The sequence below is a fragment of the Vibrio sp. 10N.247.310.17 genome, assembly GCF_041466605.1.
In the GTDB taxonomy this organism is placed as follows: Bacteria; Pseudomonadota; Gammaproteobacteria; order Enterobacterales; family Vibrionaceae; genus Vibrio; species Vibrio tasmaniensis_A.
In genome coordinates this window covers 21,688-47,433 of record NZ_JBFSTC010000034.1, presented here as the reverse complement: position 1 = coordinate 47,433, position 25,746 = coordinate 21,688, and the positions used below count along the sequence as shown (strand labels likewise).

Annotated in this window: 24 protein-coding genes and 2 pseudogenes; 11 read left to right on the top strand and 15 right to left on the bottom strand. The window is 44.1% G+C overall.

Going from position 1 to position 25,746, the window contains the following annotated elements; genetic code table 11:
• Positions 1-123 precede the first annotated feature (123 nt).
• A pseudogene (locus AB6D80_RS11715) lies at positions 124-342 on the top strand (hypothetical protein); the annotation flags it as partial.
• An 87-nt stretch (positions 343-429) separates the two neighbouring features.
• Here the strand turns inward: AB6D80_RS11715 and AB6D80_RS11710 are convergent.
• The 3 genes from AB6D80_RS11710 to AB6D80_RS11700 all read right to left on the bottom strand — a co-directional run bounded on the left by AB6D80_RS11710 (position 430) and on the right by AB6D80_RS11700 (position 4,722).
• A complete protein-coding gene (locus AB6D80_RS11710) occupies positions 430-1,653 on the bottom strand; it encodes a DUF819 domain-containing protein (RefSeq protein ID WP_372188565.1) in 1,224 nt (407 codons plus the stop codon).
• 525 nt (positions 1,654-2,178) lie between these two features.
• On the bottom strand, positions 2,179-4,104 hold the full coding sequence (locus AB6D80_RS11705) for a monovalent cation:proton antiporter-2 (CPA2) family protein (RefSeq protein WP_372188563.1): 1,926 nt from the start codon (positions 4,102-4,104) through the stop codon (positions 2,179-2,181).
• A gap of 3 nt (positions 4,105-4,107) precedes the next feature.
• Positions 4,108-4,722, bottom strand: coding sequence for an NAD(P)H-dependent oxidoreductase (locus AB6D80_RS11700; RefSeq protein ID WP_009845593.1), 615 nt, complete (start codon positions 4,720-4,722; stop codon positions 4,108-4,110).
• Positions 4,723-5,025: 303 nt separating this feature from the next.
• Here AB6D80_RS11700 and AB6D80_RS11695 point away from each other — a divergent pair, with 303 nt between their 5' ends.
• Entirely contained in the window at positions 5,026-6,102 is a 1,077-nt protein-coding gene (locus tag AB6D80_RS11695) for a low specificity L-threonine aldolase (RefSeq protein ID WP_372066776.1), read from the top strand.
• 124 nt (positions 6,103-6,226) lie between these two features.
• On the opposite strand, the gene AB6D80_RS11690 is transcribed toward AB6D80_RS11695, so the two are convergent.
• Positions 6,227-6,352 carry a hypothetical protein gene (locus tag AB6D80_RS11690; RefSeq protein ID WP_017098479.1) on the bottom strand — a complete coding sequence of 42 codons (126 nt, stop codon included), beginning with the start codon at positions 6,350-6,352 and terminating at the stop codon, positions 6,227-6,229.
• 256 nt (positions 6,353-6,608) lie between these two features.
• Between AB6D80_RS11690 and AB6D80_RS11685 the strand changes: the two genes are divergently transcribed.
• Positions 6,609-7,043, top strand: a complete 435-nt coding sequence (locus AB6D80_RS11685; RefSeq protein ID WP_017075771.1) for a YccF domain-containing protein — start codon at positions 6,609-6,611, stop codon at positions 7,041-7,043.
• Positions 7,044-7,166: 123 nt separating this feature from the next.
• Here AB6D80_RS11685 and AB6D80_RS11680 read toward each other — a convergent pair whose 3' ends face one another.
• The 4 genes and pseudogenes from AB6D80_RS11680 to AB6D80_RS11665 all read right to left on the bottom strand — a co-directional run bounded on the left by AB6D80_RS11680 (position 7,167) and on the right by AB6D80_RS11665 (position 9,111).
• On the bottom strand, positions 7,167-8,090 hold the full coding sequence (locus AB6D80_RS11680) for a hypothetical protein (protein WP_372188562.1): 924 nt from the start codon (positions 8,088-8,090) through the stop codon (positions 7,167-7,169).
• Positions 8,091-8,325: 235 nt separating this feature from the next.
• Positions 8,326-8,586, bottom strand: a pseudogene (locus AB6D80_RS11675) (iron-containing alcohol dehydrogenase); the annotation flags it as partial.
• Entirely contained in the window at positions 8,550-8,687 is a 138-nt protein-coding gene (locus AB6D80_RS11670) for a hypothetical protein (RefSeq protein WP_017101730.1), read from the bottom strand. The gene AB6D80_RS11670 and the pseudogene AB6D80_RS11675, both read right to left, overlap by 37 nt.
• Positions 8,688-8,925: 238 nt before the next feature.
• The gene (locus tag AB6D80_RS11665) at positions 8,926-9,111 is read right to left on the bottom strand and encodes a hypothetical protein (RefSeq protein WP_009845588.1); all 186 of its coding nucleotides are present in this window, start codon (positions 9,109-9,111) and stop codon (positions 8,926-8,928) included.
• Between the two features lie 213 nt (positions 9,112-9,324).
• On the opposite strand from AB6D80_RS11665, the gene yjjG reads away from it, so the two are divergent.
• Positions 9,325-9,999 (top strand): pyrimidine 5'-nucleotidase, encoded by a 675-nt coding sequence (gene yjjG / locus AB6D80_RS11660; RefSeq protein ID WP_372188561.1) that lies wholly within the window; start codon positions 9,325-9,327, stop codon positions 9,997-9,999.
• 179 nt (positions 10,000-10,178) lie between these two features.
• Positions 10,179-11,105 (top strand): aromatic amino acid DMT transporter YddG, encoded by a 927-nt coding sequence (gene yddG, locus AB6D80_RS11655; RefSeq protein WP_017101727.1) that lies wholly within the window; start codon positions 10,179-10,181, stop codon positions 11,103-11,105.
• An 18-nt stretch (positions 11,106-11,123) separates the two neighbouring features.
• Here yddG and AB6D80_RS11650 read toward each other — a convergent pair whose 3' ends face one another.
• Positions 11,124-12,020, bottom strand: coding sequence for a cation diffusion facilitator family transporter (locus AB6D80_RS11650; protein WP_065105429.1), 897 nt, complete (start codon positions 12,018-12,020; stop codon positions 11,124-11,126).
• Positions 12,021-12,302: 282 nt separating this feature from the next.
• Here AB6D80_RS11650 and AB6D80_RS11645 point away from each other — a divergent pair, with 282 nt between their 5' ends.
• Positions 12,303-12,653, top strand: a complete 351-nt coding sequence (locus AB6D80_RS11645; protein WP_009845584.1) for a hypothetical protein — start codon at positions 12,303-12,305, stop codon at positions 12,651-12,653.
• Between the two features lie 61 nt (positions 12,654-12,714).
• On the opposite strand, the gene AB6D80_RS11640 is transcribed toward AB6D80_RS11645, so the two are convergent.
• Complete coding sequence (locus tag AB6D80_RS11640) at positions 12,715-13,593, bottom strand: LysR family transcriptional regulator (protein WP_009845583.1); 879 nt, start codon at positions 13,591-13,593, stop codon at positions 12,715-12,717.
• 161 nt (positions 13,594-13,754) lie between these two features.
• On the opposite strand from AB6D80_RS11640, the gene AB6D80_RS11635 reads away from it, so the two are divergent.
• The 3 genes from AB6D80_RS11635 (at position 13,755) to AB6D80_RS11625 (ending at position 17,293) form a co-directional block, all read left to right on the top strand.
• Positions 13,755-14,354, top strand: coding sequence for a class I SAM-dependent methyltransferase (locus tag AB6D80_RS11635; protein WP_371708307.1), 600 nt, complete (start codon positions 13,755-13,757; stop codon positions 14,352-14,354).
• Positions 14,355-14,763: 409 nt separating this feature from the next.
• Positions 14,764-16,329: a YjjI family glycine radical enzyme gene (locus AB6D80_RS11630; protein ID WP_372188559.1), complete on the top strand. Its 1,566-nt coding sequence runs from the start codon at positions 14,764-14,766 to the stop codon at positions 16,327-16,329.
• A 49-nt stretch (positions 16,330-16,378) separates the two neighbouring features.
• Entirely contained in the window at positions 16,379-17,293 is a 915-nt protein-coding gene (locus tag AB6D80_RS11625; RefSeq protein ID WP_371708305.1) for a YjjW family glycine radical enzyme activase, read from the top strand.
• A 65-nt stretch (positions 17,294-17,358) separates the two neighbouring features.
• Here the strand turns inward: AB6D80_RS11625 and AB6D80_RS11620 are convergent, their stop codons facing one another.
• The 5 genes from AB6D80_RS11620 to yccS all read right to left on the bottom strand — a co-directional run bounded on the left by AB6D80_RS11620 (position 17,359) and on the right by yccS (position 22,893).
• Positions 17,359-18,270: a LysR family transcriptional regulator gene (locus AB6D80_RS11620; RefSeq protein ID WP_009845579.1), complete on the bottom strand. Its 912-nt coding sequence runs from the start codon at positions 18,268-18,270 to the stop codon at positions 17,359-17,361.
• Between the two features lie 53 nt (positions 18,271-18,323).
• A complete protein-coding gene (locus AB6D80_RS11615; protein ID WP_029223050.1) occupies positions 18,324-19,583 on the bottom strand; it encodes a hydroxymethylglutaryl-CoA reductase in 1,260 nt (419 codons plus the stop codon).
• Positions 19,584-19,750: 167 nt separating this feature from the next.
• Entirely contained in the window at positions 19,751-20,071 is a 321-nt protein-coding gene (locus tag AB6D80_RS11610; RefSeq protein WP_009845577.1) for a hypothetical protein, read from the bottom strand.
• Positions 20,072-20,192: 121 nt separating this feature from the next.
• Complete coding sequence (locus AB6D80_RS11605; RefSeq protein ID WP_009845576.1) at positions 20,193-20,354, bottom strand: hypothetical protein; 162 nt, start codon at positions 20,352-20,354, stop codon at positions 20,193-20,195.
• A gap of 352 nt (positions 20,355-20,706) precedes the next feature.
• Complete coding sequence (yccS, locus tag AB6D80_RS11600; protein ID WP_371708304.1) at positions 20,707-22,893, bottom strand: YccS family putative transporter; 2,187 nt, start codon at positions 22,891-22,893, stop codon at positions 20,707-20,709.
• Positions 22,894-23,070: 177 nt separating this feature from the next.
• Between yccS and helD the strand changes: the two genes are divergently transcribed.
• Positions 23,071-25,146, top strand: coding sequence for a DNA helicase IV (helD, locus tag AB6D80_RS11595; protein ID WP_017101717.1), 2,076 nt, complete (start codon positions 23,071-23,073; stop codon positions 25,144-25,146).
• Positions 25,147-25,233: 87 nt separating this feature from the next.
• Complete coding sequence (locus tag AB6D80_RS11590; RefSeq protein ID WP_017101716.1) at positions 25,234-25,584, top strand: VOC family protein; 351 nt, start codon at positions 25,234-25,236, stop codon at positions 25,582-25,584.
• The last annotated feature ends 162 nt before the right edge of the window (positions 25,585-25,746 follow it).

Below are 25,746 nucleotides of genomic sequence, written 5' to 3'. Positions count from 1 at the left end.
CGCGATGATAAAAGCGTTGAACAAGCTCACTGGGTTAGGTATGCCTGAAACTTGCCGTATTGACTAAGAAACGCACGAAATGGGGCTGCTCTGTCTCTAAACTGAATTACGCAACAAAGCCGCTCTGCGCCGACATTCTCGTATGATTGGAATAAGGATCAGGCGGAAATTCCGTTGAATATAAGCGTAAGCAAGACTACTGTGTTGAACGGACGTCCTTGGAAGTTTGGCATTGAAGCGAACTATTACCTTGAGAAAGACGAAGAAACGCGTCCAGATTTTATGTTGAGCTTTAATATCAGCCCAGTTGTTGAAAATAAGCTGGCGTCTTTGTTCGATTAAGCCGTTATTTGAAATACAGTTTTAGAAACGAAAAAGGCTGAACGATCATCGTTCAGCCTTTTGTGTTATTGGATTGAAGCGATTCTATTAACCCGCAGCAGCCTGCATGATGAGACCACAGATGTAAGCGCCGTATGTACCTAGCGCGTAACCCAATACTGCCATTAGGATACCTACTGGCGCCAGTGCTGGGTGGAATGCAGCTGCTACGATAGGAGCCGATGCTGCGCCGCCAACGTTAGCTTGGCTACCGACAGCCATGAAGAACAGTGGTGCACGGATAAGCTTCGCCATCACAATCATTAGAATGGCATGGATAGTTAGCCATGTGATACCAATGAAGAAGTAGCCTGGATTGTCTAAGATAGCCGTCACATCCATTTGCATACCGATGGTTGCAACTAGGATGTAGATGAACGCTGAACCAACTTTAGACGCGCCGCTGTGCTCAAGGCTGCGTGTAGATTTGAAGCATGAAGCGATGAGCGCGAACGTTGTCACCATTACGATTAACCAGAAGAAGCCTGATGTAAGGCTGTATTTCGCGAGTTCTGGAGCGTTGGTCGAGATCCAAGGTGCGATTAGGTCACTGAATAAGTGAGCTAGACCGGTAAGACCGAACGCAATTCCCGTGATCTTCATTAAATCTGTTGTGGTTGTTGGGCGAGCGTTCTCTTCTTGGTATTTAGAAACCGTCTCTTTTAGCTCTTCAATAGATGAAGTATCAGCTTTTAACCATGCATCAATCTTCTTCTGACGGCCTGCCATGATAAGCAATACAGCCATCCAAATGTTCGCACAGATAACATCAACCGTAATCATTGCAGAGAATAATTGGTCATCAACCTCGAACACTTCTTTCATTGCTGCTTGATTTGCACCGCCGCCAATCCAAGAGCCAGCCACTGTTGTAAGGCCGCGCCATACATCGCCAGATACAAGGTCAGGGTTAACTTGGCCGATAATTAGAATCGCTAAAGGCCCGCCAATGATAATGCCGACAGTACCGGTTAGGAACATGATGACGGCTTTAGAACCAAGACCAAATATTTTACGAAGGTCTGCTGAGATGATCAGAAGAACGAGTGCACTCGGTAATAGGTAGCGACTTGCAACGAAGTATAGCTTTGAGTTTGACGCATCGATGATGCCTAAACTATTCAATAGAGAAGGAACAAAGTAACAGAGCAATAGACCCGGAACGAACGAGTAGAATTTTTTCAGTGCGCTATTTTGGCTACTTTCCGTGATAAAAACACCGCCAAGAATAACAGCTAACATGCCCATTATTACTGCATCATTAGTAATCATTATTATATCTCCTTTAAGGTGAGCGCAACCGCCTCACTTTTTGAAGTGCAGGACTATACCGACAACTGGCATTCGTTACAAATTGTAACGATAGACATACTTTGAAATGTTTGTGTTAATTTTTATGGTTTGAATTTGTGAGTGCGGAGCGTTAATTATTGGCGATGTGAATGCTTTAGTGGCGACTTGTGGGGCGTGTTTAGATATATGCAATGTAACTCAAACGTTAGAGGATGGTCGCTACGAATTAGAACGACGACTGAAGGGCTTAAAAGAATGCATATATACCCCATTGACGGTATGGTTTATGTGGAGAGGTAATGTTTTATAAATGTAAAAAGTGAATTCATTTTTTACGGGTAGCTTGAGATTGAAAATTATAACTGGATCACATAAATGTCGTGGTTCATCTGATTTAGGTTCCGTGTTTTGGCTTCATCGGTCGTGCTATTCGTATTTAGAGAATGAAAAAGCGACCCGAAAGCCGCTTTTTGAGTGGTTGTTAACCTCGAATTTGAGCTCTGCTTAGGTTTGTTCTTCCTCAAAGCCACCTGCATAGCCTTTCGGTGGCGGTGTCCAACCTCGTTCTGAGCGAGAGTGCTTGTCTGAACGGTCTTTTTTCATGTCTTCTTTCATTGCTTCTTCAAGGTGAATGAAGATTTGTCGGTAGTTGTTGTCGTAACGTGGGTTCTCTTCCGCTTCAGACCAAGCTTGGTATAGTTTTTCAGACTTACGGCTTTCAACACGTTGATACGTTGATTTTTGCTGTTCAACGAAGAATGGATGGTGCCCTAAAGAACGTAGAGCTTCTGCGCCCATTTCGAGTGCCGAGTGGTACGTTTCTGAGACTACAGAATCTGCACCAGCTTCTCGTAGGCGGTAACTGTGACCACGGTCGAACGCACGCGCTAAAATTTTCACTTTAGGGTAGGTGTGTTTAACGTATTTTACTAATTCAACGCTTGAGTCTTGGTTATCGATAGCGACGACAAACATTGCGGCTTCTTCGATCCCTGCTGTATGCAATAAGTCATGACGAGTCGCATCACCAAAGTAAGATTTGATGTTGATAGAGCGAAGTAAATCGACTTGGTTGGCTTGGTGATCCAAAACCACAGTCTTGACATCATTCGACACCAATAAGCGGTTAACGATTTGACCGAATCGGCCAATACCAGCAATGATCACCGTACCTTTCTCTTCGATAGTATCGGCTTCTCGGTCGTTAGACTTTTGCTCGTAACGAGGAAGTATCACTTTATCAAATAGAATGAATAAGCCTGGTGTTAGGAACATTGAAAGAGCAACAACCAGCGACAGAGTTTGGACTATATCAGCAGGCAATACGTGGTTTTGAGCCGAGAAGCTCAGTAGTACAAAACCAAATTCACCGGCTTGCGCCAAGCTCAACGTAAACAACCAACGGTCGCTATTTCTAATTTTGAAGATCAACGCCAATGTAAACAACACCAAGGCTTTAAGTAGCATAACGCCAAGAGTGAGGCCAATGATCAAACCAAAGTCGTTGAATAGAACATCAAAGTTGATGCCCGCACCTACCGTAATGAAGAACAAGCCAAGTAGCAGCCCTTTAAACGGGTCTATATTAGACTCAAGCTCGTGGCGGAATTCACTGTTCGCCAATACCACACCTGCAAGGAAGGTTCCTAAAGCTGGTGAGAGGCCGACTAGGCTCATTAGTGCAGCAATACCAATAACCAACATCAGTGCGGTTGCAGCAAAGATTTCTCGCAAGCCTGAGCTCGCCACAAAGCGGAACAGTGGACGACTCAAGAAGTGCCCGCCGACCACAACAATCGCAATAGATGCTGTGATCACAAGGCCATAAGCCCAGCCGGGTAGGCCAGCAACAAGACTCAACTCTTCATGGTGATCAGAAGTCGAAGCGACCGCGCTTTGTGCAGCTTCGATTAATTCTGGCAATGCCAATAGAGGGATAAATGCCAGCATCGGAATGACAGCGATATCTTGGAACAGTAAGACCGAGAAAGCATTCTTGCCGCCTTCTGTCTTGGAGAGCCCTTTCTCATTAAAGGTTTGGAGAACAATCGCGGTAGATGACAGTGCGAAGATCAAACCGATAGTCAGCGCGATCGTCCAAGGTTGCCCGAAGAACAGAGCAATCCCCATGACTATGGCCGTTGTGCCACCGACTTGTAGGCCGCCGAGCCCCATCAGGCGGTTTCTCATTGCCCAAAGCATCTTCGGCTCAAGCTCAAGCCCGACCAAGAACAGCATCATTACTACACCGAATTCGGCAAAGTGTTGAATGGTCGTGGTCTCTTCACCCACTAAGCCGATGATTGGGCCAATCACCACACCGGCAATCAGGTAACCAAGCACAGAGCCGAGGCCAAGCCTTTTGGCGATAGGGACGGCGATGACTGCCGCGAGCAAATAGATAAATGCTTGTAGAAAATATCCTGTCATGATCTAACCTCTGCTCATCATTTCATCGACATAATGGTTTAGCTTTTCAGCCTTGCTTGCCTTTTTAAGATCGACTTCGCCCGCAACAAAAGCCTCCAAAAGCGATTTGTAGCTATTTACATGATCTTGAATTCGGCCTTCTTCTAACGCAGTACGTGAACCAAACAAAGCCAATGGAGCCAAGTAGTTCATGCCGCACAAAGACGCCGTTTGTTCGATTGGGTGAAGCAGTTCACGGATGGTGAAGTGGTTATAACCGTCAGTTTGATAAGCCTCTTTTTTGCCGCCAGCGGTGATACTGCATAACAAGCTCTTACCTTGCAGTTCATTACCGTCGGTGCCGTAAGCAAATCCGTATTCTAGGACGAGGTCTTGCCATTCTTTAAGAATCGCGGGTGTTGAGTACCAATATAGTGGGAACTGAAAAATGATGATGTCATGGTCCAACAGGCGTTTCTGTTCACGATCGATATTGATCTTGAAGGTCGGGTATTCAGCATAAAGATCGACACAGGTGACGCCTTCAATACGCTTGGCTTGCTCAAATAAGGGTTTGTTCGCTTCAGAGCGATGCTGAGAAGGGTGGGCGAATAGCACCAAGACTCGATTTTTCGACATATAGCCCTCTTTGTCCATTAACGAATAATATTTATTGGAATTATAGATATACAATAATAGAAGAATGGTTGAACAACAACGAATTAACCCATACTTATCTAGTTAGATGCGCGTGTTTTTAGGGACTTAATTATATAAAACACCCGTCAATTTGAGTATTTCCGGCACACGCAGCCGATGACTGCGCAAAACTAATTATTCGCTAATAATAAAAGCGAAGAGGTGCACTTTATGTCACCGTTGAAGGCTAACGTAAATAATTCAATCACCCTACATAGAACGACAATGAATAAAGGAAAAGGTATGAGCACGGACTTGCGTCAACAATGTAATTTGCTGCTTTCTGGTCACTTCGATCCAACACCAGCACAAACCTTCGCGCAAATGGCTGAATGGTGCGAAACACATGATGTGGCGCACGACACCTACGGTGATGGCGATTTTATTGAGAGTTTTGAAAGCAAAGTGGCTGATTTGCTCGGCTATGAAGCCGCCGTGTTTGTGATTACTGGCACAATGAATCAACCGACAGCGTTAGAGATTGCTTGCCAAGAAAAAAGAAATCCTTTGGTGGCGATGCACGAATCCAGCCATATTATGCGCCATGAACGCCAAGGGTATCAGCTCCAGAACCGTTTCAATATACTTCCGGTTGGTAATGTATTTCGCACTTGGAATGTCGACGATTTAAAGGCTTGGCCTGATGAGATTGCCGCGGCATTGTATGAACTACCGATGCGAGAGATTGGTGGTCAGCTGCCTGAGTGGGAAGAGCTTGAAGCGATAAAGCAGTACTGCAAAGAACAATCGATTCATCTGCATATGGATGGTGCTCGTTTGTGGGAGTGTGGCGCGTATTATCAAAAGCCATATAGCGAGATTGCTAAGGGGTTCGATACAGCTTATGTTTCGCTCTATAAAGGATTAAATGGTCTTGGGGGGTCACTCCTACTAGGTGATAAGGCTTTCGTAGCAAAAGCTTCAGCATGGATGAAGCGTCAGGGCGGAAATGTTTATCATCGCACGCCTTACGTGGTTTCGGCAGCAATGCAGTTTGATCAACGGATCGAGTTGATGCCAGCATTGTATGAGCGTACCAAGCAAATCTATCAAATCTTACAAGATTACCCGCAGTTCAAAGTGAACCCGCAGCAACCCCAAGTAAACATGCTTCACCTCTATTTACCGGTGAGTTTTGAGGGTGGCATTATCCTGCGCGACAATATAGCTAAGAAGCACAAGGTTTGGATAGGAAACCCAGCGATCAGCGAACTGCCTACCCAATGTAAGATTGAATGGTATGTGGGTGATAACTTACTAAACTTGCCAGATCATGAGCTGATCGACATTCTAGACTTTATTAACGAAGAGCTGATTTAATTAACTAAGAGTTGATTTGATCGCAGAAGAATTGAATTAATTACAGTAGAAGTGATTTAACTGAGATGAATACAGGACATGTTTCCTGTATTCATTTTTACGCCGATAGGATGGCGGGGTCTTGTTACATGTATTGGTTGATGTACACGTCGACTAAAAACATGAATACAGGCACCGTGCTGAGAAGTCCGAAGAAGACGATTGGCACCCAGTTTTTCATTTTCTTTTTAGGTTGCTCAGTGTTGCTCATAAATTCGGCCTTAAATTAGTTGTTGTAGTTGTTGTAGTTGTTTAGCTTTGTGATACTAAAAATCTACGAACATGGTATCAAATAAAATCGATGATCCCTATGCGGATTTGGCGTTTCGTGGTGTGTATCAATCACAGGAAATGTAGGCGATTCATAAGCGGTTCATAAAGACTCAATAATAATGAACCTATTAGAACAAGTATTGCCTTACTCGGCATATGAAATAAACAGTATTCAAAGGTTTGGAGAAGACAACATGAGAACAATAGGAAACATCATTTGGTTTCTGTTTGGTGGCGTATTTATGGGGTTGGCATGGTGGTTCTTCGGACTGCTCGCATTCCTCACCATCGTTGGTATTCCATGGGGTAGAGCGTGTTTTGTAATGGGTAACTTCTCATTCTTCCCATTTGGTCAAGAAGCGATTTCACGTGATGAATTGACCAATGAAACTGACATCGGGACCAGCCCACTTGGTATGATTGGTAACATCATTTGGTTCTTATTTGCTGGAATCTGGTTGGCGATTGGTCACATCATGTCAGCAGTAGCGTGTTTCATTACTATTATCGGTATTCCGTTTGCGATTCAGCACCTTAAGCTCGCGGTTATCTCATTGGCGCCAATCGGTAAAACCGTGGTCGACAAGCGTGAAGCAGAAGCGGCACGAGTAAGAAACTACAAGGGTTAAGACTACAGCTTAAGCCTTATATAGAACTGAAAAAGCACATCACATGATGTGCTTTTTTGTATCCATGTTTTTATCTCACGATGCCCGCATGTCACAAACACTCACTCACTAGATATTGTTCGACTAGACATTGTTGAACAAGACTTCAAGCCTAAGGGTGATGTTGGCTTCTTCGGTATGTTCCTCATAGGGCTTTCGTTCCCATTGATAGCGCGGAATCAATTCGTAGAACAGCCACTCTTTCCAAACGTTTTCTCGGTAGGTTATCGACACTTGTGAATATTCGTAGTGGTTATACGGCTCGCTGGTTGCTGTAATCGTCGCGCTGTATTGCAGAGCTTGGTCTTGAGAAAGGTAGTGATACAAAGTCAGCCCCGTACCGTACTCCCAGCCTTTAAGGTCGTCGTTATAACCTGCAAAGTTCGACCATCGCGCTAAGAAGTCATCACTCAAAGAAAGATCAAAATCGATATCGGTGATCTCGCCAGTTTCTTGCTTTTCTTGATACACACGTTGGGTCAGCCTGAATACGGCATCGGTAGTGAGAGGGTAGGTAAAGCGATAACGAGCTTCAATACGCGGACGCAGTGTCGCTTTAATATTGAAGCTACTGTAACCCTTCGCATAAGCATCGTAACGAAGGCCGAGTGCGCTCTCTAATTCCTCTGAATCTTGTGGAAAGAAATCAAAGAACTCTTCATCGCTGACAGATTCGTAGATTAATTTTAGGCGCTTACTCGCAAAGGGAAGATGTAAACGTGCGTTGAGCTTGGTTGAGTAGTCGACGTCACCACCTTCTGAGTAAATAAAATCGTTGTACCAACGCACAGACGTGCCCGCTCGAGCATCTTCGGTAATGCGGTCATCGACAAAGAAACTGTCAAACCATAATGCGGGTTGGCAAAATTTACTGTTGAGGTAGTGGTAGGCTTTTTCAACAGGGGCGTCTTCTAGCGGCTGACTGTGACACTCATTTTGATCCTCTGCTTGAGCGGAGTGGGCAACGAGTGAAGCTAATAATGAGGTGCTAACTATCCAACGACTCAATGGAACCTGTTTGTCATTCTATATATCAATAGTTTGACTATAACCAAGCGATCGCAACAATGCGACTTTTTAGTGGTGAGTAGCTAGTGATTCGTCGTTCTTGGTTGGCTATGAAGGCAAAGAATTGAAAGAGACAGGAAGAAAAAAAACGGGCTCAGAAGGTGAGCCCGTTTGTGTTAGCTATTTGTTTTTAGCAAGAGCCGCGTGTTTCTAGCTCGAATAAATTGTCGCTAGATTACATTGCCGCTTCGAAGATCGCTGAGATTTCTTCGTGAGTCGCTTGTTTAGGGTTAGTGAAACCACAAGCGTCTTTAAGAGCGTTGTCAGACAGAGTCGGGATGTCTTCCAATTTAGCACCCAGTTGAGCAATACCTGTTGGGATGTTCACGTCATTTGCTAGTTGAACAATCGCGTTGATAGCTGCTTCTGCGCCTTGCTCTGCTGTCATACCTTCAACATTCACACCCATCGCTTTTGCAACATCACGTAGACGATCAGACCTTTTTTGAAGCCTTGAGACTGAATGCTATCAGCAGCATCTTTCAAACAGCCAGTACCCATGAAGTTGATTGTAGGGATGTAAAATGCAGTAGACATTGGAAAACTCCGTTAATTATGATTTTTTAATTTCCTACATGTTGTCGGCAATCAACTGGTCGACCATTGATCTGGAACAACTTTGATTCCGAACTACCACTTTGTGATTATGTGTTGTGATAGGGCTCATATAGCAATCGTTTTTATGGTTTTCTTATGTGTTTATTGTCAGTAATGGAAAGCGAACTATTGATTGATTTAATAACAGAATTGCGTTCCATGACCATGAAAGTAAAGGCTATTCACTCAACGTCGGTTCAAGTTCAGTTTGTGTCGATGGTTTGCGTGAGTCATCGTTAGCTTCAATTTGAGGTTGCTGAGACTCATCGGTATCTAAGGCGTCAGAGGTGTCTTCTGGTTGTTCATCATAATACTTAACAAGGAATGGGGTGAGCATGACGGATGACGGTAAGAAGTGCTTCATGGTACCTCCCGGTACTTAAGTGTATTTCTTGTATGGTATTGGTTTAATATGTGGCAAAATTTGCGATATATCATGACTTGTTGCTTGTTTTCTATAAATTCTTAGAACTATATTCAGGCTCACAAAATTGATAGTAGAATGCACATCTGGCCTTTGAGGCAACGAGAAAATAAATACAAGCACTGCTCAACCGCGCGAATAATAGGACATAAAATGAAGTACGATTGGATATTCTTTGATGCAGATGAAACTTTGTTCCACTTTGATGCTTTTCAAGGAATGAAGCTGATGTTCTCCCGTTTTGGCGTGGACTTTAGCGAACAGGATTATTCAGTTTATCAAGAGGTTAATTTGCCGTTATGGGTCGATTACCAAGATGGCCGTATTACGGCTGCACAACTGAAGCACACGCGTTTTGAAAGCTGGGCAACAAAGTTAGAGACAACCACGGCAGCACTAAACAGTGCGTTTTTAGCCGCAATGGCAGACATCTGTTCTCTGCTTCCTGGTGCAAAAGAGTTGATGGAGTCGTTAAAAGGCAAAGTGAACATGGGCATCATCACCAATGGTTTCACAGAGCTGCAGTCAATCCGTTTGGAACGAACAGGAATGACAGACTACTTTGATCATGTGATCATTTCTGAAGAAGTCGGTGTCGCTAAACCAGACGCGAAAATTTTTGAACATGCACACAAGCTGATTGGGTTGCCATCAAAGCAAAGAGTATTGATGGTCGGGGACAACCCACACTCTGATATTTTAGGTGGCTTGGATTTTGGTATTGAGACCTGTTGGTTGAACAGCCAAGAGAAAGCGACGCCAGCAGGAATTAACCCTCATTATCAGGTTAAGTCTCTGGCTGACCTGCAAGCACTTTTGTTGGCATAATTGCTAATTGCTAATTGCTAATTGCTTTTAGATTTTTGAGTAAATGATTGATAGCCGAGTACAGTTATGTGCTCGGCTACTTATTTTTACTTACTGCAACTTATCGATAGTGGTGTTTAAGCCTACCTTTGCTTAAGCTCGCTTTGATTACCTAATTACAATAAAAAGAAGGAAGAGGCGTGCTGAAATCTCATCGCCATAGCTGCTACGGCATTGCTGCCATTTTACTATGGAGCTGCTTAATTGCATTGTCTCGTAGTGTGTCAGAACAACTGGGCCCAATTGGTGGTGCTGCCAGTCTTTATACAGTGAGCTCACTGTTGTTAGTCTGTGTTATGGGGTTACCTAAGCTGTCGCGCTTCTCTAAATCGTATTTGATGATCGGTGGTGCCTTATTCGTTTGCTACGAAATCTTCTTGGCTCTGGCTTTAGGAATGGCAAATAGCCGACATCAAGCCTTAGAAATGGCCGTTATCAACTACCTATGGCCTGCACTAACGGTGTTGTTTGCGGTGCTGTTGAGTGACAAAAAGATAAACTGGTTGGTTTATCCAAGTATCGTCTTAGCGTTTTTTGGCGTGGCTTGGAGTATCAGCGGCGATCAGGGGCTTTCTGTCGATCAAATCGCGGCTAATATTGCAACCAACCCTAAAACCTATTCGATGGCATTCTTCGGCGCGATTATTTGGGCGGTATATTGCAATTACACCCAACGCGTTGCTAAAGGACAGAATGCGATTGTGCTTTTCTTTATCGCTACGGCGATCACTTTGTGGATCAAATACGCATTGAGTGATGAAACCGGCATGGTGATGACTTCAAGTGCTGCGATTGACTTAGTGCTTGCTGGGGCATGTATGGGGGCTGGTTACGCGCTTTGGAACACAGCGATTCTGGGGGGGAATATGGTGTTTCTTGCAACCATGTCTTACTTTACGCCAATCTTCGCGACGTTACTTTCCTCGATGATTTTGGGCTTGTCATTGACCATGACGTTTTGGCAGGGCGTATGTATGGTAACTGTTGGTTCACTGGCTTGCTGGTGGGTAACCAGAGACAAAAAGACGACGGTTAACGCGTCGGCTTCTGAAGAGGTTCAGTCTTGAACTTAAGAGAGAATGCTCTTAGCTCGCGATATTGAGGTTCAATTGAAGCTCATAAGGCATCTTAGATAGGCGTCGCTTAAGTTGGCGGCGCGTACGTTCAATATCATCGACCGCAATCGCTTGTTGGTCGTTGGTATGAATATCAACATTGATTCTTAATTCAGGACCAACCTTAGTCACACCCATTAGCTCCAAATCTTGGTCCGCATCTTTGTCCACAGCGACAACATTCTTATCTACCGCGTCACAAATATCTTTGGTTGCCGACATCATTAGCAGTTCACGCATTGCTTCACGCAACATGTCGAACGGCACTTTGATGAAGTAGAAAGACATCAGCAACATCATCATTGGATCGGCATATACCGCGTATTCAGCAAACGGAGAGTAAGCCACCAACCAAGCAACAACGAAACCTGCCGTAACTGCCACACTCAACAGCGTATCCATTTGCCACTGTTTAGACTCAGCTTGAATCAAACCTGAAGAAATACGTTTGCTCTTGTTAGCGATGTACCACCAAGCGTAACCACAACCCAATACGTTGAAAATACCAAACAGAGTTGCGATAGAAGCATCAACTTCACGACCACCTGTCATCAGAGCACCAATCGCAGAGTAAAGCGAATAACCGACCACAAGCAGAATCACAATCGCTTTAATGGCGATTACGATTGGCTCAATGATTGCTCGACCGAACGGGAACTCCCTGTCTGATGGGCGATTAATGTATTTCGAAGCAGCTAGTGACAATAAAGTTAACAGTAAACTGATAAGAGAATAGACACCGTCAAATACTATGACTAGAGAGCCAACGAGAAGACCCAACACCAATCCGCCAATCGCGAAGCCTGATGCTAAAAGGGCTGAGAACAATAGTACTCGGTTTTCGTTTTGGCTTTTCCTGTCACACATAATATTTTCCAGATGTTTTTGATAACTTCATTGTTCTAATATTGAGCTAGCTTTACAAACTTTATCTGATGACGTTTATATGTCGGTAACTCGTTTTATACTCAAGTTATTATAATTCAATAGCTTAGTGATAGACTCGGGTGTCAGTAAAGTTGACGATGACTGTTTTCTAGAGATGGTGTGCAAGTAAAATAAGATCGCTTATGATTAATAAAACCGATTGGTTGCAAGCGTTTTATCGAATTGTGTTATTTGGCTGCAGTTTCAAAGGAATGGATGAAGATGAAATTTGATGATCTCAACGATAGCGAGTTGTGGGCGATTGCTAACCCGATCATGGACAATTTGATGGACGGTTCAACCAAGGTTGACCATGCTCAACACTGCCGAGACTTTACGCAGCGCATGAAGGATATTGTGACGCCTGAGTATCTGGAAAAGGTGTGTCATCATTATCAGCACAGTAATGGCTTTTTTGCTGAACGTGAGCCTGTGGCGCTATTCAGACGCTCCGATTCCATCGCCTTTGTTTGGAAGCAAGCGTATACCATTGCGAAAGGCGAATTTGTGGCAGAAATGGTGTTAGTTGAAGAAGACGGACGTTATTTAGTGGATCACGTGATGGTCTTCTAAAGAGAGGGCTTTCTATTTGTTAGACGATTTTAAGTGTCGAGATAGAACATTATCTGACACTTTAGAAATCAAACAAGTAATCGCTGATCTGATCCGCTAACCAATTCATACCTGGGTGTTCTGCCATACCTGCCGCGGTAAACATACAGTAGTCTTCTTGAGTCAGGCCATATGTGTGCTTGATCACTGCCAGTTCTTGTTCACGCAATAAATGGCGTATTAATGGCTCAGGCATTACGCCCCATGCATCTTCTCTTAGAATCGTATCCAACATAAAATCGAAGCTAGAAAAACCAATGTATCGGCGAGAGAAGGGCTCAAGCTCAGGGTTATCTTTTTCATTGAGATAAACCATGGTCGCTTGCATCGAATTTCTTAGTACTTCATCCGACACTCTTCGCATCGCACTCAAATCATGCCCTTTCTTACATACCGACATCATTCGGATCTTGCCGAGTGGGTTGTAGATAATTCTTGGGTCGTCGACACGCTCGTAATCGACACCAAACGCAAAATCAACTTGCTGAGTTTCGACAAGATTAGCCAAGTCGCCACTAGACGCGAGAACGAAGTTGAAAGAAGTGGAAGGGTATTTGTTGTTTAGGGCGTGCGACAAACTTTGCCACATTTCATCGGGAAGGGAATCGTCGCGTGCGATCCAAATCTCGGCGTTGAATTCACCCGAAACATGTAAGCAGGTTTGCTTAATGCGTGCTGCCGTTACCAACATGCCTTCGCAATCTTTGTAGATGGCTTTGCCTGCTTCAGACAGTTCGACATGGTTACCGCTGCGAACAAACAGTTCGACATCTAACTCTTTTTCCAAGGCTTTGATCGACATGCTCAGTTTGGTTCGGTTGCATTCAAGCTGTCGAGCAGCTTCAGAGACGGATCCTAAATCAGCAACAGAACAAAAGGCTTGGACTTGAGAAAGGTTCATTTCATTTCCATATTGAGCGGGTGGCGGTGCATATTATCTGAATATTGTGCTGACTATCTTAGAAATAGTCCATCTTTGCATGATAACTCTATGACGAATTGACTAATTTGGTTTATTCTGGGGGCGTTCCGAACCTACAAGAAGTAAAGATGGAGGCCATGATGGCGAAACAATGGGACGAGTACGCACCTGATTGGGATAACGACCCCGCTACTGCTGTATTCGCACAGTCCGCATTTGACCAGTTAACACAGATCGTTGATTTGAACGGAACCCGTGTCCTTGATTTTGGTTGTGGTACAGGATTACTCAGCCAGAAAATATCTCCTTTTGCAAAAGAGATCATCGCTCTCGATATCTCAGAAGGGATGATTGAAGAGTTAGATAAAAAAGAGCTGTCTAATGTAGAGCCCGTCGTTGATATCTTATCGCGCGGACTTGCAGCCCAACACCCAGCATTCAGAAATCAGTTTGACTTAGTGGTAGCCTCTTCGGTATGTGGCTTTATTCCGAACCTACAAGATACGGTCAGCCTTATTTATACTCTGTTAGAAAACGATGGGGTTTTTGTACACTGGGATTGGTACTTAGAAAACGACAGCGAAGATTTTGGGGTCAGCGAACAGCGCTCCCAGAATGTATTGAGCGCAGCAGGTTTTTCGATTGTTGAAGTCTCAACACCGTTTTCAATCGACACCCCACAAGGTACTTTGAAGGTTCTGATGGGTGTAGGCCGTAAACAAGTGGTTCCTCACCTATAGGTTACTTGTCTGTAGTTGACGTATCTGGAGTTGACGTATAGATAACTCCAGATAACTGCACTCACGCTTAATTGACTAAACCCACATCAACGATCTTTGGATCCGTTATGTGGGTTTTCTATTTATACGCACTTGCGTTTTAAACTAAACGGTTCAATTAAGCGGCCTAATCTCTTCTGCTCATTCTTTCCCTTCCCCAACGACAATCATCGATAAACAACCATCGTTAATTGGCAAATGGCCAATTTAAAAACTGTCTATTCACAAAATTTATAAGCTATCTATTCATAAATTACTAAGTTACAAATGGTGTTTTCCATTTTGGAAATGTAGGCTTGCATACATTTCATTAGTGGAAATGTAAGTGTGAGATATAAAATAAGCCCATAAGAATATTAAGGGTTTAATCATGAGCCACCAATCTGCGTCATCTACTTCTTCAACACTTTCAGAACAACAACAATGCTTTAGCAATATCATTTCAGATGCCAACCTGTCCCCAAAACAGAAGTCGAGCTATCTTGCCTTAGAAGCTGAAGCCAGTCTGCCGTATATGCCGGTAAGCAATGAAGTAGAGCAAGCCTTACAACAAGGTGTGCTGTGTGACATGTTTGAAGGTCACGCCCCATTTAAGCCGCGCTATGTGCTTCCTGATTATTCTAAATACTTACATCAAGGCTCCAAGTATTTAGAGCTTAGCGCGGCTACTAATTTCGACGAAGCATTGAACATGCTCACCATCCTTTATCATCACGTTCCATCAGTGACTTCAATTCCGGTTTACTTAGGCCAGTTGGACGATGTGTTGATGCCTTTTGTTGGCGGTTTGACGGATGAGCAGGTATACCAAAAGCTGAAGCTGTTCTGGGTCATGCTGGATCGCACGCTGCCAGATGCCTTCATGCACGTTAATATTGGCCCTAGTGACAACATTGTATGTCGCACTATTTTACGTGTGGATGCTGAACTCAAGCAGATCGCACCTAACTTAACCTTTATGTACGACCCTGCAGTCACATCTGATGACCTGCTTCGTCATGCTGCGAGCAATATCTGTGAATGCAGCAAGCCGCACATTGCCAATTATCCTGCACACGCCGCTGCGTACGGAGATAAGCGTTTTGGCATCGTGAGTTGCTACAACTCTTTGCCTCTGGCGGGTGGTTCAAACACGCTAGTACGTATGAACCTCAAGCAAGTGGCTCTGAAATCTGAAGACAGCGTAGACTTCTTACAGCAAGTACTACCTAACTACAGCAGCATCATGATCGAATTGATGAATGCACGTAGTCGCTTCTTACATGAAGAGTCTAACTTCTTTGAAGGCTTCTTAACCAAAGAAGGCTTGATTGAAGAAGATCGCTTTGCGCCAATGTTTGGTATTTATGGTATGGCAGAAGCGGTCAACACCTTAATGGAAAAAGAAGGCAAAGCAGGGCGCTATGGTCGCGATGAGTCGGCAAACCAGCTCGGTCATCGTATTTCCGAAAAGTTGGCTGAAATCGTTGAAAGCTCGGAAGTGAAATATGGGCTGGAAGGTAAGGCTCTGTTACACGCTCAAGGTGGTATCAGCCTAGATGAAGATGTGACGCCGGGTGTACGCATCCCTTATGGAACAGAACCGGATCCAGTGTCTTACGTACGTGCGACGGCTGGTCACCACAAGTTCTACACGTCGGGTATCAGCGACATTCTGACCATCGACGAAACGGTGAAGTCCAATCCAGAAGCGATGTTCAACCTGTGCAAAGGGGCGATTCAAGCGGGTTACCGTGAGTTCACCGCTAACGTAGCATCGAACGATTTGGTTCGTGTGACAGGTTATATGATTAAGCTGTCTGACATTGCCAAATATGACGAGCAAGGTTCACGCACCAATACCACTTTCCTTGGTGCTGAAGCTGCAAAAAATACGGGCATACTAGAGCGTAAACCACGCGTAGCGAGCTTAGAGATGTCGCCGACATACGAATAGCTTTAACGTACGCATGTTATGTGTTTCTCGAATACGAACAATGTGAATTATGAAAATTTCTGATCTAACAACTCAAATGGCTAGGGTTAAAAATAATAAGACAGAAAAACAAGCGAAGGTCAGCCGTGTGCTGACCTTTTCTTGTGTTGATGGACCAGGAAATCGCTTGGTGCTGTTCCTACAGGGGTGTAATTTCGATTGCATCACTTGTCATAATCCACACACCATCAATCACTGTAACCATTGTGGAGACTGCGTGAGTGGCTGCCCGAGCAGTGCTCTGAGTCTTATTGAAGGCAAAGTGAAGTGGGATCCGTTAGCGTGTACCAACTGCGATCAGTGCGTCGATATCTGTGATCATAAGTCTAGCCCCAAAATCACCACGATGACGGTATCAGATGTGCTTGAACTGGTTAGGCACAATCAATTCTTCCTGAGCGGTATTACCGTTTCGGGTGGCGAGGCGACCATGCAATTGCCGTTTATCATCGAGCTATTTCAGGCGATCAAAAGCGATCCGCAATTGGCACACTTAACGTGTTTTATTGATAGTAATGGCTCGTTGACACAGCAAGGTTGGGATAAGGTATTACCTTACCTTGATGGTGCGATGATCGACCTAAAATCATGGCAATCTGAAACGCATCAATGGTTAGTGGGTAGAGGGAACCATCGAGTGTTTGAAACCATTAACTACTTAGCTGATAAAGGCAAATTACATGAAGTTCGGTTACTGCATATTCCTAATAAAAGTGACCTAGATATCGAGGTAGAGCAGGTCGGGTATTACTTGAAGGGTTTGCCAAGTGATGTTCGAATTCGGTTAAATGCGTTTCAACATCATGGGGTAATTGGCGAAGCTTTAGAGTGGCCTAAATGCACCGAACAACAAATGCAGAGCTTTCACGATAAGCTCTACTCAATTGTTCAAAGAGCAATGCAAACCCCTGAGGTATATACTTAGTCTCTTATCAAATTTCAGTCTTTATAAAACCAGTCTTGTTAGTTCAATCTGCTTCTAACAAAGGTCTAGGCTTCTAAAAACAAGTCACACAACCATTTGATCGCCTGATCATTCATGTTTGGCTTGTTCCATACCAAACTATACGCTACTTTTCCGTAATCAAAAGGAAGCGGCTTACTTACCAAACCTTGTGCTTGTTTGGCATGCTCAGCCCATTGTTTTGAGCAAGTGAACAAGAAAGGTGTGTGGTGACATAGCACCGCAGCCGCGCCAAAGTCCGCTACCGATATCGCCATATCTCTAGGCTTATGACATTGCACTAAGTTTTGCTCAAAGTAAGGCTTAGACAGTTCGTTATCTAAGATTCCAATGTGTTTGTAATCTAAATAGCCTTCAACCGTTAGTTCTTGCTGAGCGAGAGGGTGGTGTGCACCCATCAAACAAACCATTTCATCAGGAAGAATCGTTTCCCACACCAGCTCTTTATTATCCGTTGGGGGTTGAGAGATATCGTGTGGCAACAGGATCAAGTTGACCTTACCACTGAGCAAAGCATCGAACCCAAGTTCTTGTTTCGAATAGATATTAAGTTTGGCTTTTGGTGCAAGTTCAGTGGTGATTTTGCTGATCTTCGAGGCAAACACTTCGAAGGTACTTTCACGCATCGAAAGTGAAAAGCTGCCTTGATACTCCTGAGGAGTAAAACTCTTTTGGTGAAGTAACCCGTTCATGCTGGAAAGAATCGCGTGAACAGTGGGCGCTATTTTCAGGGCAAAGGGAGTCGGGATCAGCTTGGTGCCGTCTCGATAGAAAAGTTCGTCATTAAGGATGTCACGCAGCTGAGACAATGTCTTACTCACACTCGAAGGGCTGACAAAGAGTTGCTCTGACGTTTGAGTGACGCTGTGGGTGTTCAGCATAATATGAAGCGCAGTGAGGTGTTTAAGGCTCACTCGCGATAAATGTAAGTAATCCATACACAACTCACTCAATGCGTGACAACGGTCGGTTTAAGGTTTTATAACAGAAACTAGCGCGCTAACTTGTGATGAGCGCGCGAAAAGTGACCCGCACAGAATGCGCCTACAATCGATAGCTCACCCGCCAAACATAAAGCCGCACAAACCTCAGCTAAGGCTTGTGATTTACCGTTGCCGTGTAGCCCTAGTAAATCGAGACACGCTTTTTGGCTTGGTAGGCCAGTACCGCCACCGACTGTTCCTAACATCAAGTTAGGCAGCGTTACACTCGCGTACAAACCACCTTCTTTGTTGAGCTCCATACGAGTCATACCAATCGCAGACTCAGCAACACACGCCGCGTCTTGACCGCAAGCAATGTAGAGTGCAGCAAGTGCATTGGCATAATGAGCATTGATACCAATCGTACCGCTTAGAGCGCCACCGACTGTGGTCATTTGTCCGAACTGCACCATCTTCTCTGGTGTGGTGTGGAGGTACTTAGCGACAAGTTCAGCAGAGATATTGACCTCGGCTGTGACTTTTTTACCACGAACGCTGCGCAAGGTTTGTGTATTGGCTTTCTTATCGCCTGATAAGTTGCCATCAAGGAAAGCATGATCGGGCTTAACCGGCGTATTTTCTATGATGTACTCAAATACAGCGTTGGTCGCGATAGTTACCATATTCTGACCAGAAGCGTCTCCGGTTAGAAATTCAAACACCAAGTAAACATGGTTACCTTCGATGTTGATATTGATGTCGGTAAGTTTGCCGTGCGACGTTGTTGATTCAGCTAAGGTTTTAAATTGGTCATACTGGGTCACTGCCCATGCCACAAACTGTCCTGCTTCAACTAATCCTTGGAATGCGAAACCAGGAGTGCGTGTTACGCCTTCATTGAGCAACATTGCACTTGCACCACCACAAGCTGTGATCAGCTTTGAACCACGGTTATACGACGCGACAAGCGCCGCTTCAGTGGTTGCAAGTGGGACTAGGTAGTCGCCTTTAGCAAACAGGCCATTGACTCTTAAAGGGCCAGATATACCAACAGGGACTTTTACCGTGCCAATAAAGTGCTCTATGTTTTTCTCATAAGCCTGAATCTGGCTTTGAGTATGAGGGTCGAGCAGTTCTTGCTGCGAGTCTGCATTATCGAGAGCCGCCCAGCGACGTGTAAGGTTTTTTTCAGTCAGGTAAGGGCTCGGAGTCAGTTTATTCACTGGCTTATCAAAATGAGGCTGGAGCTTCTTTTCTAATTCGTCTGCGGAGATGTCGCCTCCTAAAATAGAAACATAGTCACGGCGATGCAGATTTAGTTTTGGCATAAATAGTATGAAGTAAAGTTTGTGCAGCAAAATTGATTTGCGCTGATTCTACCGAGTAATAAACCAGAAACAAGTGCCTGATATAATGAGTTACAGTTTGTATGGATTTAGAGCCATTTGTTAGTCAAAAAGAGGGTAACCATCAAATCGATAAATAGTAGCTCGAATCAGATATGGATATCGAGAAGGCTACCAATGGCTTCGTTTTGACGATCAACCACACTCGCACCAACACGGTTGTAATTTGCGCTCTGTGTCAGCTTTAATAACGCTTCAGTAGAGGAAGAAGCTGGTTCAGGCTCTTTCTCTTTAAACGAAATGGGTTGTTCAGGTTCTATTTGATTGAAGCTCAAATCGCTAGTTTGGAAAGTGTCGTTGGTTTTTGGAGAGTGTTTGGAGTTTTGGTTAAGCTCGATAGCGGCTTCTTCAGCCATGTTGGTTGACTGCTGAATGATGGCGTAACCAGATTGAATACCAGATATCGACATAGCAGAACCTTTTATTGACGTATGAAATGAGTCTAGGCGGACGATATTTTGAGTGCAATGGAGAACGGCTACAAATTACTAAGATCAGGTGGATTTAAGCTAAAATAGTGACATTAGTCTATTAATTGAACAACTCATTCAGTACGTTTAACTCTTCATCTGTCAAAAGAGAAGGTTGATCTGTTTCAAGGTTTTCGTCTATTTCACCTTGAAGTGCTTTCAATTGCTGCGGGTTAAGGAGCTGTATTTTCTGCTTAAATGCTTCAAATTGCTGTGTATTCATAATGAGACCTTAGTTCAAATCCATATGCTCAATAGAGCATAGCTTACTGATTCAATAAATCAAACAAGATTAAGTGAATATTAAATGAAGTTTGAAGTTTCCTAAAACTAAGACAACTATAGATCCCTTTGGTTGTTTTTTGTCCGAGGAATGTTAGGCAAAGTTATGGATGAGTCAATCAAAGTCAGCAAGTTTACATGCGTGTAAGATTTGAACGGCCCTTGTAGATAAAGGGTAGGCAAGTGGTTGCTCTACCTAGATGAGCCTTTTGGTAGAGCAATGTATAAACACACGGAGTGTTCAAAAAATGAGCAGTTTCGTTATCTTTTTGTTTTTACTGTTGTTTTGTTTTTCATCTTGAAACTTCTTTTTCAAGCGGCTTTTCAATCTTAACTTTAACTGCAAATTTTGTGGCTAAGGTATGCAGTTCTGGAAGCATTCGATAAATCAAATGTAGCTGTTGTAGAACCATTCTAACAGAGCTCTCATCCTCTTCTCTCCATTCACTTAAACGCTTATCAAGTTCAGGATCGTAAGCGTTTTTTACTTCGCATTGTTCTTGATGACAAAACAGCTGGTCGTTGAGAGCGTCGAGATGCTCGTGTATTACTCTGTGTGCGTCCAGTACCAGTTTGTGTGTTGCTTCGTCATCGATACGTGTTCTATGAGCTCCCAGAGCAGAGATATAGCTGAGTAGTGCATGATTGAGTGTTAGGAATCGGAAGCTCTCATCTTCAGATGTACGATACTTACCCGGCTCAACCAGCATGCTACTAACAGCGGCAGTCAGATTTGCATCATTGTTATGTGCACTGCGGCGTGCAATACGATAGCTAAGGCTGTCTTTTTTGCCTACACGGTATTGGCCAATGATCTGAGCGAGATAATCTTTATTGGAATCAAGCGCATCTGCCATCACCTTGTGAAGTCGTTTTGATTGCCAGTCCGGTAAGATATAGCTAACCGCTAAAACAGCGAGCGCGCTGCCAATGAAGGTATCTGCTAGTCTGGGCAATACAACTGCGTAGCCTTCCCCTAATTGATTGAAGCAAAAGAGCACAAGCAGTGTGATAAAGGCGGTCGCGAAACCGTAGTTATTGATACGGAAAGCGAAGAACATCACGCCACTGACCACAATGAATACCAGCTGACTCTCTTGAGATGGGAAAAAGGTCAACAACGGTACTCCAATCAACAAGCCTGCGACGGTGCCAATGACACGAGCCGTCAGCTTTTGTCGCGTTGCACTGTAGTTTGGTTGGCACACAAACAGTGTTGTTAGCAAAATCCAATAACCTCTTTCAATCTCAAAACCTTGAATGATCCCGTAGCCGAGCGTCAATGTGATTGCCATACGAATTGCATGACGAAACAGCATCGAGTCGGTATTCAGGTTGGCTTTGATCTTGTGCCACATTGCCGTCAAAGTATGAGGGTTGGTATCGTCCAATACGTCTTCTTCCAACTTTTCCGCATCCGGGTTACTGATATTCGAGAGCTGCTTTTCGACGGTAGCTAGGTTATTGAATAAGTAATCCAGTTGGTTGAGCAGTGATTTCCACTCGGGCTTGTTCTGTTGGTTAAGATGGTTAAGCGAAGACATTAACTCATCAAGTGCTAATACAGACTTATCGCCATGTTGGTATTCAGCTCCGACTTTCAATGAGCTTGCCACTTCTTTACAAGCTTTAGCTTGGGCTTCGAGCAGGTACTTGAATCGAAATAAAACGTCTGATCGCTCAAAGTGTTTTGCCAGTTCTTGATAACGGTAGTGGCTGGAGCTCACGCGTTCATGAATATCTTGCGCGATGAAGTAGGTGTTTAGGAATCGGTCACTCGGTCCGTCAATGTGTCCGCGCTTAGAGCGGTTGAGTAGCGTCGCTTTGCACATGTTGAGCGCGTTAACAGTGCTAGCATTGAGTTTGGCTTCAATAATGCGATGTGGTTGGGGAATCAAATCTGAAACTGGATAGAAGAGCTCTGCTTTAGAGCCGATGTAATTGCCGATTTGATCGAATACTGTTGCTAGGTTTTGCTGCACTGGTTGCATTGGCCATACGATCTGCCAAATCATCGACATGAAGTAGTACCAAGCGGCGCCCGTTAACAGTAATAGAGGTTGAAACCAAAGGTTAGTGCTCTCGTGAGCCCCAAGCATGGCGTAGATAGCCACAAGTAATGATCCAAATGCGATACTGGCATATTTAGGACCAATTGCCCCAAGTATAATAAAAGAGAAGGTTGAAACGAAAAGCCCTATCGCGAACAGCCAAGGGGTGTCGAAGAGAATTTCAATAGAGAAGGCTGCAACGGCAAAACAGATAAAGGTTAGCGTGAGTGCTTTCAAACGTCCGGTAAAGCTATCATCACTTTCAGCAAGAGCCGCAGCAATAACCCCTAAAATTAATGGTGTGATCAGTGTGTTTTGACCATAATACCAAGCAGGTACTACAACACCGAGCAGAGTGATGAGAATTAATACGCTGTAATTTATGGTTTTATTCGCCCAATAAAGGCGTAGTTTTGCTGAGAAGTCCACAGTCGCTCACTTGACACACTAAAACCATAATCCTAACAGAAATCAAGCACAAGAATTTGATACTTATCCATAATTGCCCCTAGGTGGTCATGAAAGCGTCGATAAGCAGTGAGACATTATTAATTCTCACTGCATCATGATATAAATTCAATATTCCCAATTAAAGAGCACGCTCCAATGCAGCTAAGCGCTAATAAGACTGCACAGTTTTTTATTCAAAATGAATATCATCAAGTTGAGCTTGATGGTCCACGCCTGCTGTTATCTTCAGTAGGCAGTGAAGAACGTATCCCTTTCACTATTTGGAGTGGCAAGATCGCGATAAAGCGCGGATTGTTTTGGGGATCGTTGCAGTTTTTTGCTAATCAACAAGATGGCAAACAGCGAAGCTGGTTAGTCCAAGGCCTTCCATGGGAACAATGTCGTCAATTTGCGCGCGCATCGGTTGCTGCTTATCAGAAGTGGCATGACAGACAATGTGAACAGTTGGCAGAGCACGTTCCTCAATGGGAAGCTGAATTGACACGTCTTGAGCAACTTCCTGCTTTCCTACCGCATTCTAAAGTGAAGACTTGGGTCGACATGGTCAACGCAGGTCTGGGAAATATGACGATGACTCTAGAGGAAGCGGCACAGCGCATGCCAAACCGCATCGCTCGAATGCAGCCATGGTTGTCTGAAACGGAAATTAAGCAAGCCGAGAGGAATCAACAGTGGTTAGAGACAGAAAGACAAAACTGGGAAGTATTGTTTGCTCAATGTGAGTCGTCACCCCTGAACTTATCGCAACAATATGCGGTCTTGATGAATGATGATCACAACCTTATTTTAGCGGGCGCAGGCTCAGGTAAAACCAGTGTTCTCACCGCTCGCGTCGCGTATTTATTGCAAAGCCACCAAGCTCAAGCTGAAGAGTTGTTACTGCTCGCCTTTGGTCGTGAAGCCGCGGAAGAGATGAAGCAGCGCCTTAACAGCAAAATTGGCATAGCAGCCGAGAAGGTGCAAGTCAGTACTTTCCACCAGTTGGGTCTAAAGATACTGAATCAAGTTGAACCCGAACGCGTGGTTATTTCTCCGCTCGCACTCGATGACAACCAACGCCAAGCATGGTGCATTGATTGGTTGAAGAAGCACTGGATGACGCCGACCAACTTTAAACGTTGGCAAAAGCACTTGTCTAAATGGCCAATTGCTTATTTAACCGGTGATGATGAGCTAGGTAGTCATGTTTCAAATCTTAAATTGATTGGTTGGCTTGAAAAGCAACTTGAACAGTTGAATGCATCGGGTTTAACGAAAAAAGAAGTACAGCAACAACTGATTGATCACCGTGACTATACGCGCCTCAATAGCGAGCTTTCACTGTGTTGGCCATGCGTAACTGCTTGGCAAAAGGAATTGAAAGAACAGAATCATATCGACTTCTCAATCATGATCAGCCGAGCGACACAGTATGTCGAGAAGGGGAAATTCATTTCGCCTTGGAAGTTCATCATGATCGATGAATATCAAGATATCTCACCAGATCGTTTAGCCTTGGTTGAAGCCTTGTGCAATCAATCGAAAGCGCAGCACCAAGCTTCTATTTTTGCCGTAGGTGATGACTGGCAGTCAATTTACCAGTTCGCGGGTGCAGATGTTGATCTAACGACGGGCTTTAAAGATCGTTTTGAGAGCTCGACAATTCATCATCTAGATACGACTTATCGATTTAACAATCAGTTAGGTTCGGTTGCCAATCGCTTTGTGCAGGAAAACCCGATTCAACTACCAAAAGAGCTCAACAGCTTCAAACAACAGAAGCATAAGTCGGTTTATAGTGCGCCAAGCAAAGAAGTTGAGAAGATCCTCGATCAGATAAACAGGCAAGCAAAAGGTAAAGCGAATAAATCAGTTATGTTGCTTGGGCGAAATCATTACCACAAACCAGAGCTGTTGGAAGACTGGAAAAAGATCTATAACTCAATTGATATCAGCTTCATGACTTGTCACGCGAGTAAGGGTAAAGAAGCGGATTTCGTGATTATTCTTTGCGTTGATGAAGGACAGTTCCCCGCGAAGAAGAAACAATTGCACATTGATGGCGCGTTGACTGAATCTTCGGATGTGTTCCCTTATGCGGAAGAGCGTCGTTTGTTTTACGTGGCAATGACGCGAGCAAAAGAAAAAGTATGGATCACGCACAGTGGCGATGGTTCTGGCTTTGTGCAAGAACTGCATGGCTCTGATTACCCTGTCGTTCGTAAAAAGTGATGTCACTTGGCGTAATTGTCTAAGATTAGATCTTCAAGCCCTGCCTTAATATCACAAGGCAAACGTATAAAGCAGAAGGAATCCGCTATGGAACACGGCTCTATTAACTACATTGAATTTGCTGCGAAAGACATCGCCGCAACTAAGGCGTTTTTCAGCCAAGTGTTTGGTTGGAGCTTCGAAGACTATGGCCCTGAGTATTCTGCTTTTGAAGGTAAAGGCTTAATGGGTGGCTTCTATTTAGCGGATCTGGCGTCGAATGCTGAAAGTGGCGCAGCGTTGATGGTTTTCTATAGCGAAGATCTTGAGCAAACCAAGCGTGATGTGACTGATGCTGGTGGAGAGATAAACCGTGAGATATTCAGTTTTCCCGGCGGCAGACGTTTCCATTTCAGAGAGCCAAGTGGCAACGAGATGGCAGTGTGGAGTGATAAGTAGAGAGTTAAGATTCTGGTAAACAAAAAGCCAGCTATGTGCAATGATCCTGTAACGTTGGACATTTCTGTTAAGCGGTGATCAAGGCCTGACTATCGAAGTCAGGCCTTTTAGTTTCACTTTATACGTTTGTTATTGTAGAACTAATTATGCATCACCCCATTT

Bases quoted from the DNA above. Each gene is read 5' to 3' on its own strand.
- AB6D80_RS11710 (WP_372188565.1), bottom strand. From the start codon at position 1,653: ATGATTACTAATGATGCAGTAATAATGGGCATGTTAGCTGTTATTCTT.
- AB6D80_RS11705 (WP_372188563.1), bottom strand. From the start codon at position 4,104: ATGACAGGATATTTTCTACAAGCATTTATCTATTTGCTCGCGGCAGTC.
- AB6D80_RS11700 (WP_009845593.1), bottom strand. From the start codon at position 4,722: ATGTCGAAAAATCGAGTCTTGGTGCTATTCGCCCACCCTTCTCAGCAT.
- AB6D80_RS11695 (WP_372066776.1), top strand. From the start codon at position 5,026: ATGAGCACGGACTTGCGTCAACAATGTAATTTGCTGCTTTCTGGTCAC.
- AB6D80_RS11690 (WP_017098479.1), bottom strand. From the start codon at position 6,352: ATGAGCAACACTGAGCAACCTAAAAAGAAAATGAAAAACTGGGTGCCA.
- AB6D80_RS11685 (WP_017075771.1), top strand. From the start codon at position 6,609: ATGAGAACAATAGGAAACATCATTTGGTTTCTGTTTGGTGGCGTATTT.
- AB6D80_RS11670 (WP_017101730.1), bottom strand. From the start codon at position 8,687: ATGTCTACTGCATTTTACATCCCTACAATCAACTTCATGGGTACTGGC.
- AB6D80_RS11665 (WP_009845588.1), bottom strand. From the start codon at position 9,111: ATGAAGCACTTCTTACCGTCATCCGTCATGCTCACCCCATTCCTTGTT.
- yjjG (WP_372188561.1), top strand. From the start codon at position 9,325: ATGAAGTACGATTGGATATTCTTTGATGCAGATGAAACTTTGTTCCAC.
- AB6D80_RS11650 (WP_065105429.1), bottom strand. From the start codon at position 12,020: ATGTGTGACAGGAAAAGCCAAAACGAAAACCGAGTACTATTGTTCTCA.
- AB6D80_RS11645 (WP_009845584.1), top strand. From the start codon at position 12,303: ATGAAATTTGATGATCTCAACGATAGCGAGTTGTGGGCGATTGCTAAC.
- AB6D80_RS11640 (WP_009845583.1), bottom strand. From the start codon at position 13,593: ATGAACCTTTCTCAAGTCCAAGCCTTTTGTTCTGTTGCTGATTTAGGA.
- AB6D80_RS11635 (WP_371708307.1), top strand. From the start codon at position 13,755: ATGGCGAAACAATGGGACGAGTACGCACCTGATTGGGATAACGACCCC.
- AB6D80_RS11630 (WP_372188559.1), top strand. From the start codon at position 14,764: ATGAGCCACCAATCTGCGTCATCTACTTCTTCAACACTTTCAGAACAA.
- AB6D80_RS11625 (WP_371708305.1), top strand. From the start codon at position 16,379: ATGAAAATTTCTGATCTAACAACTCAAATGGCTAGGGTTAAAAATAAT.
- AB6D80_RS11620 (WP_009845579.1), bottom strand. From the start codon at position 18,270: ATGGATTACTTACATTTATCGCGAGTGAGCCTTAAACACCTCACTGCG.
- AB6D80_RS11615 (WP_029223050.1), bottom strand. From the start codon at position 19,583: ATGCCAAAACTAAATCTGCATCGCCGTGACTATGTTTCTATTTTAGGA.
- AB6D80_RS11610 (WP_009845577.1), bottom strand. From the start codon at position 20,071: ATGTCGATATCTGGTATTCAATCTGGTTACGCCATCATTCAGCAGTCA.
- AB6D80_RS11605 (WP_009845576.1), bottom strand. From the start codon at position 20,354: ATGAATACACAGCAATTTGAAGCATTTAAGCAGAAAATACAGCTCCTT.
- helD (WP_017101717.1), top strand. From the start codon at position 23,071: ATGCAGCTAAGCGCTAATAAGACTGCACAGTTTTTTATTCAAAATGAA.
- AB6D80_RS11590 (WP_017101716.1), top strand. From the start codon at position 25,234: ATGGAACACGGCTCTATTAACTACATTGAATTTGCTGCGAAAGACATC.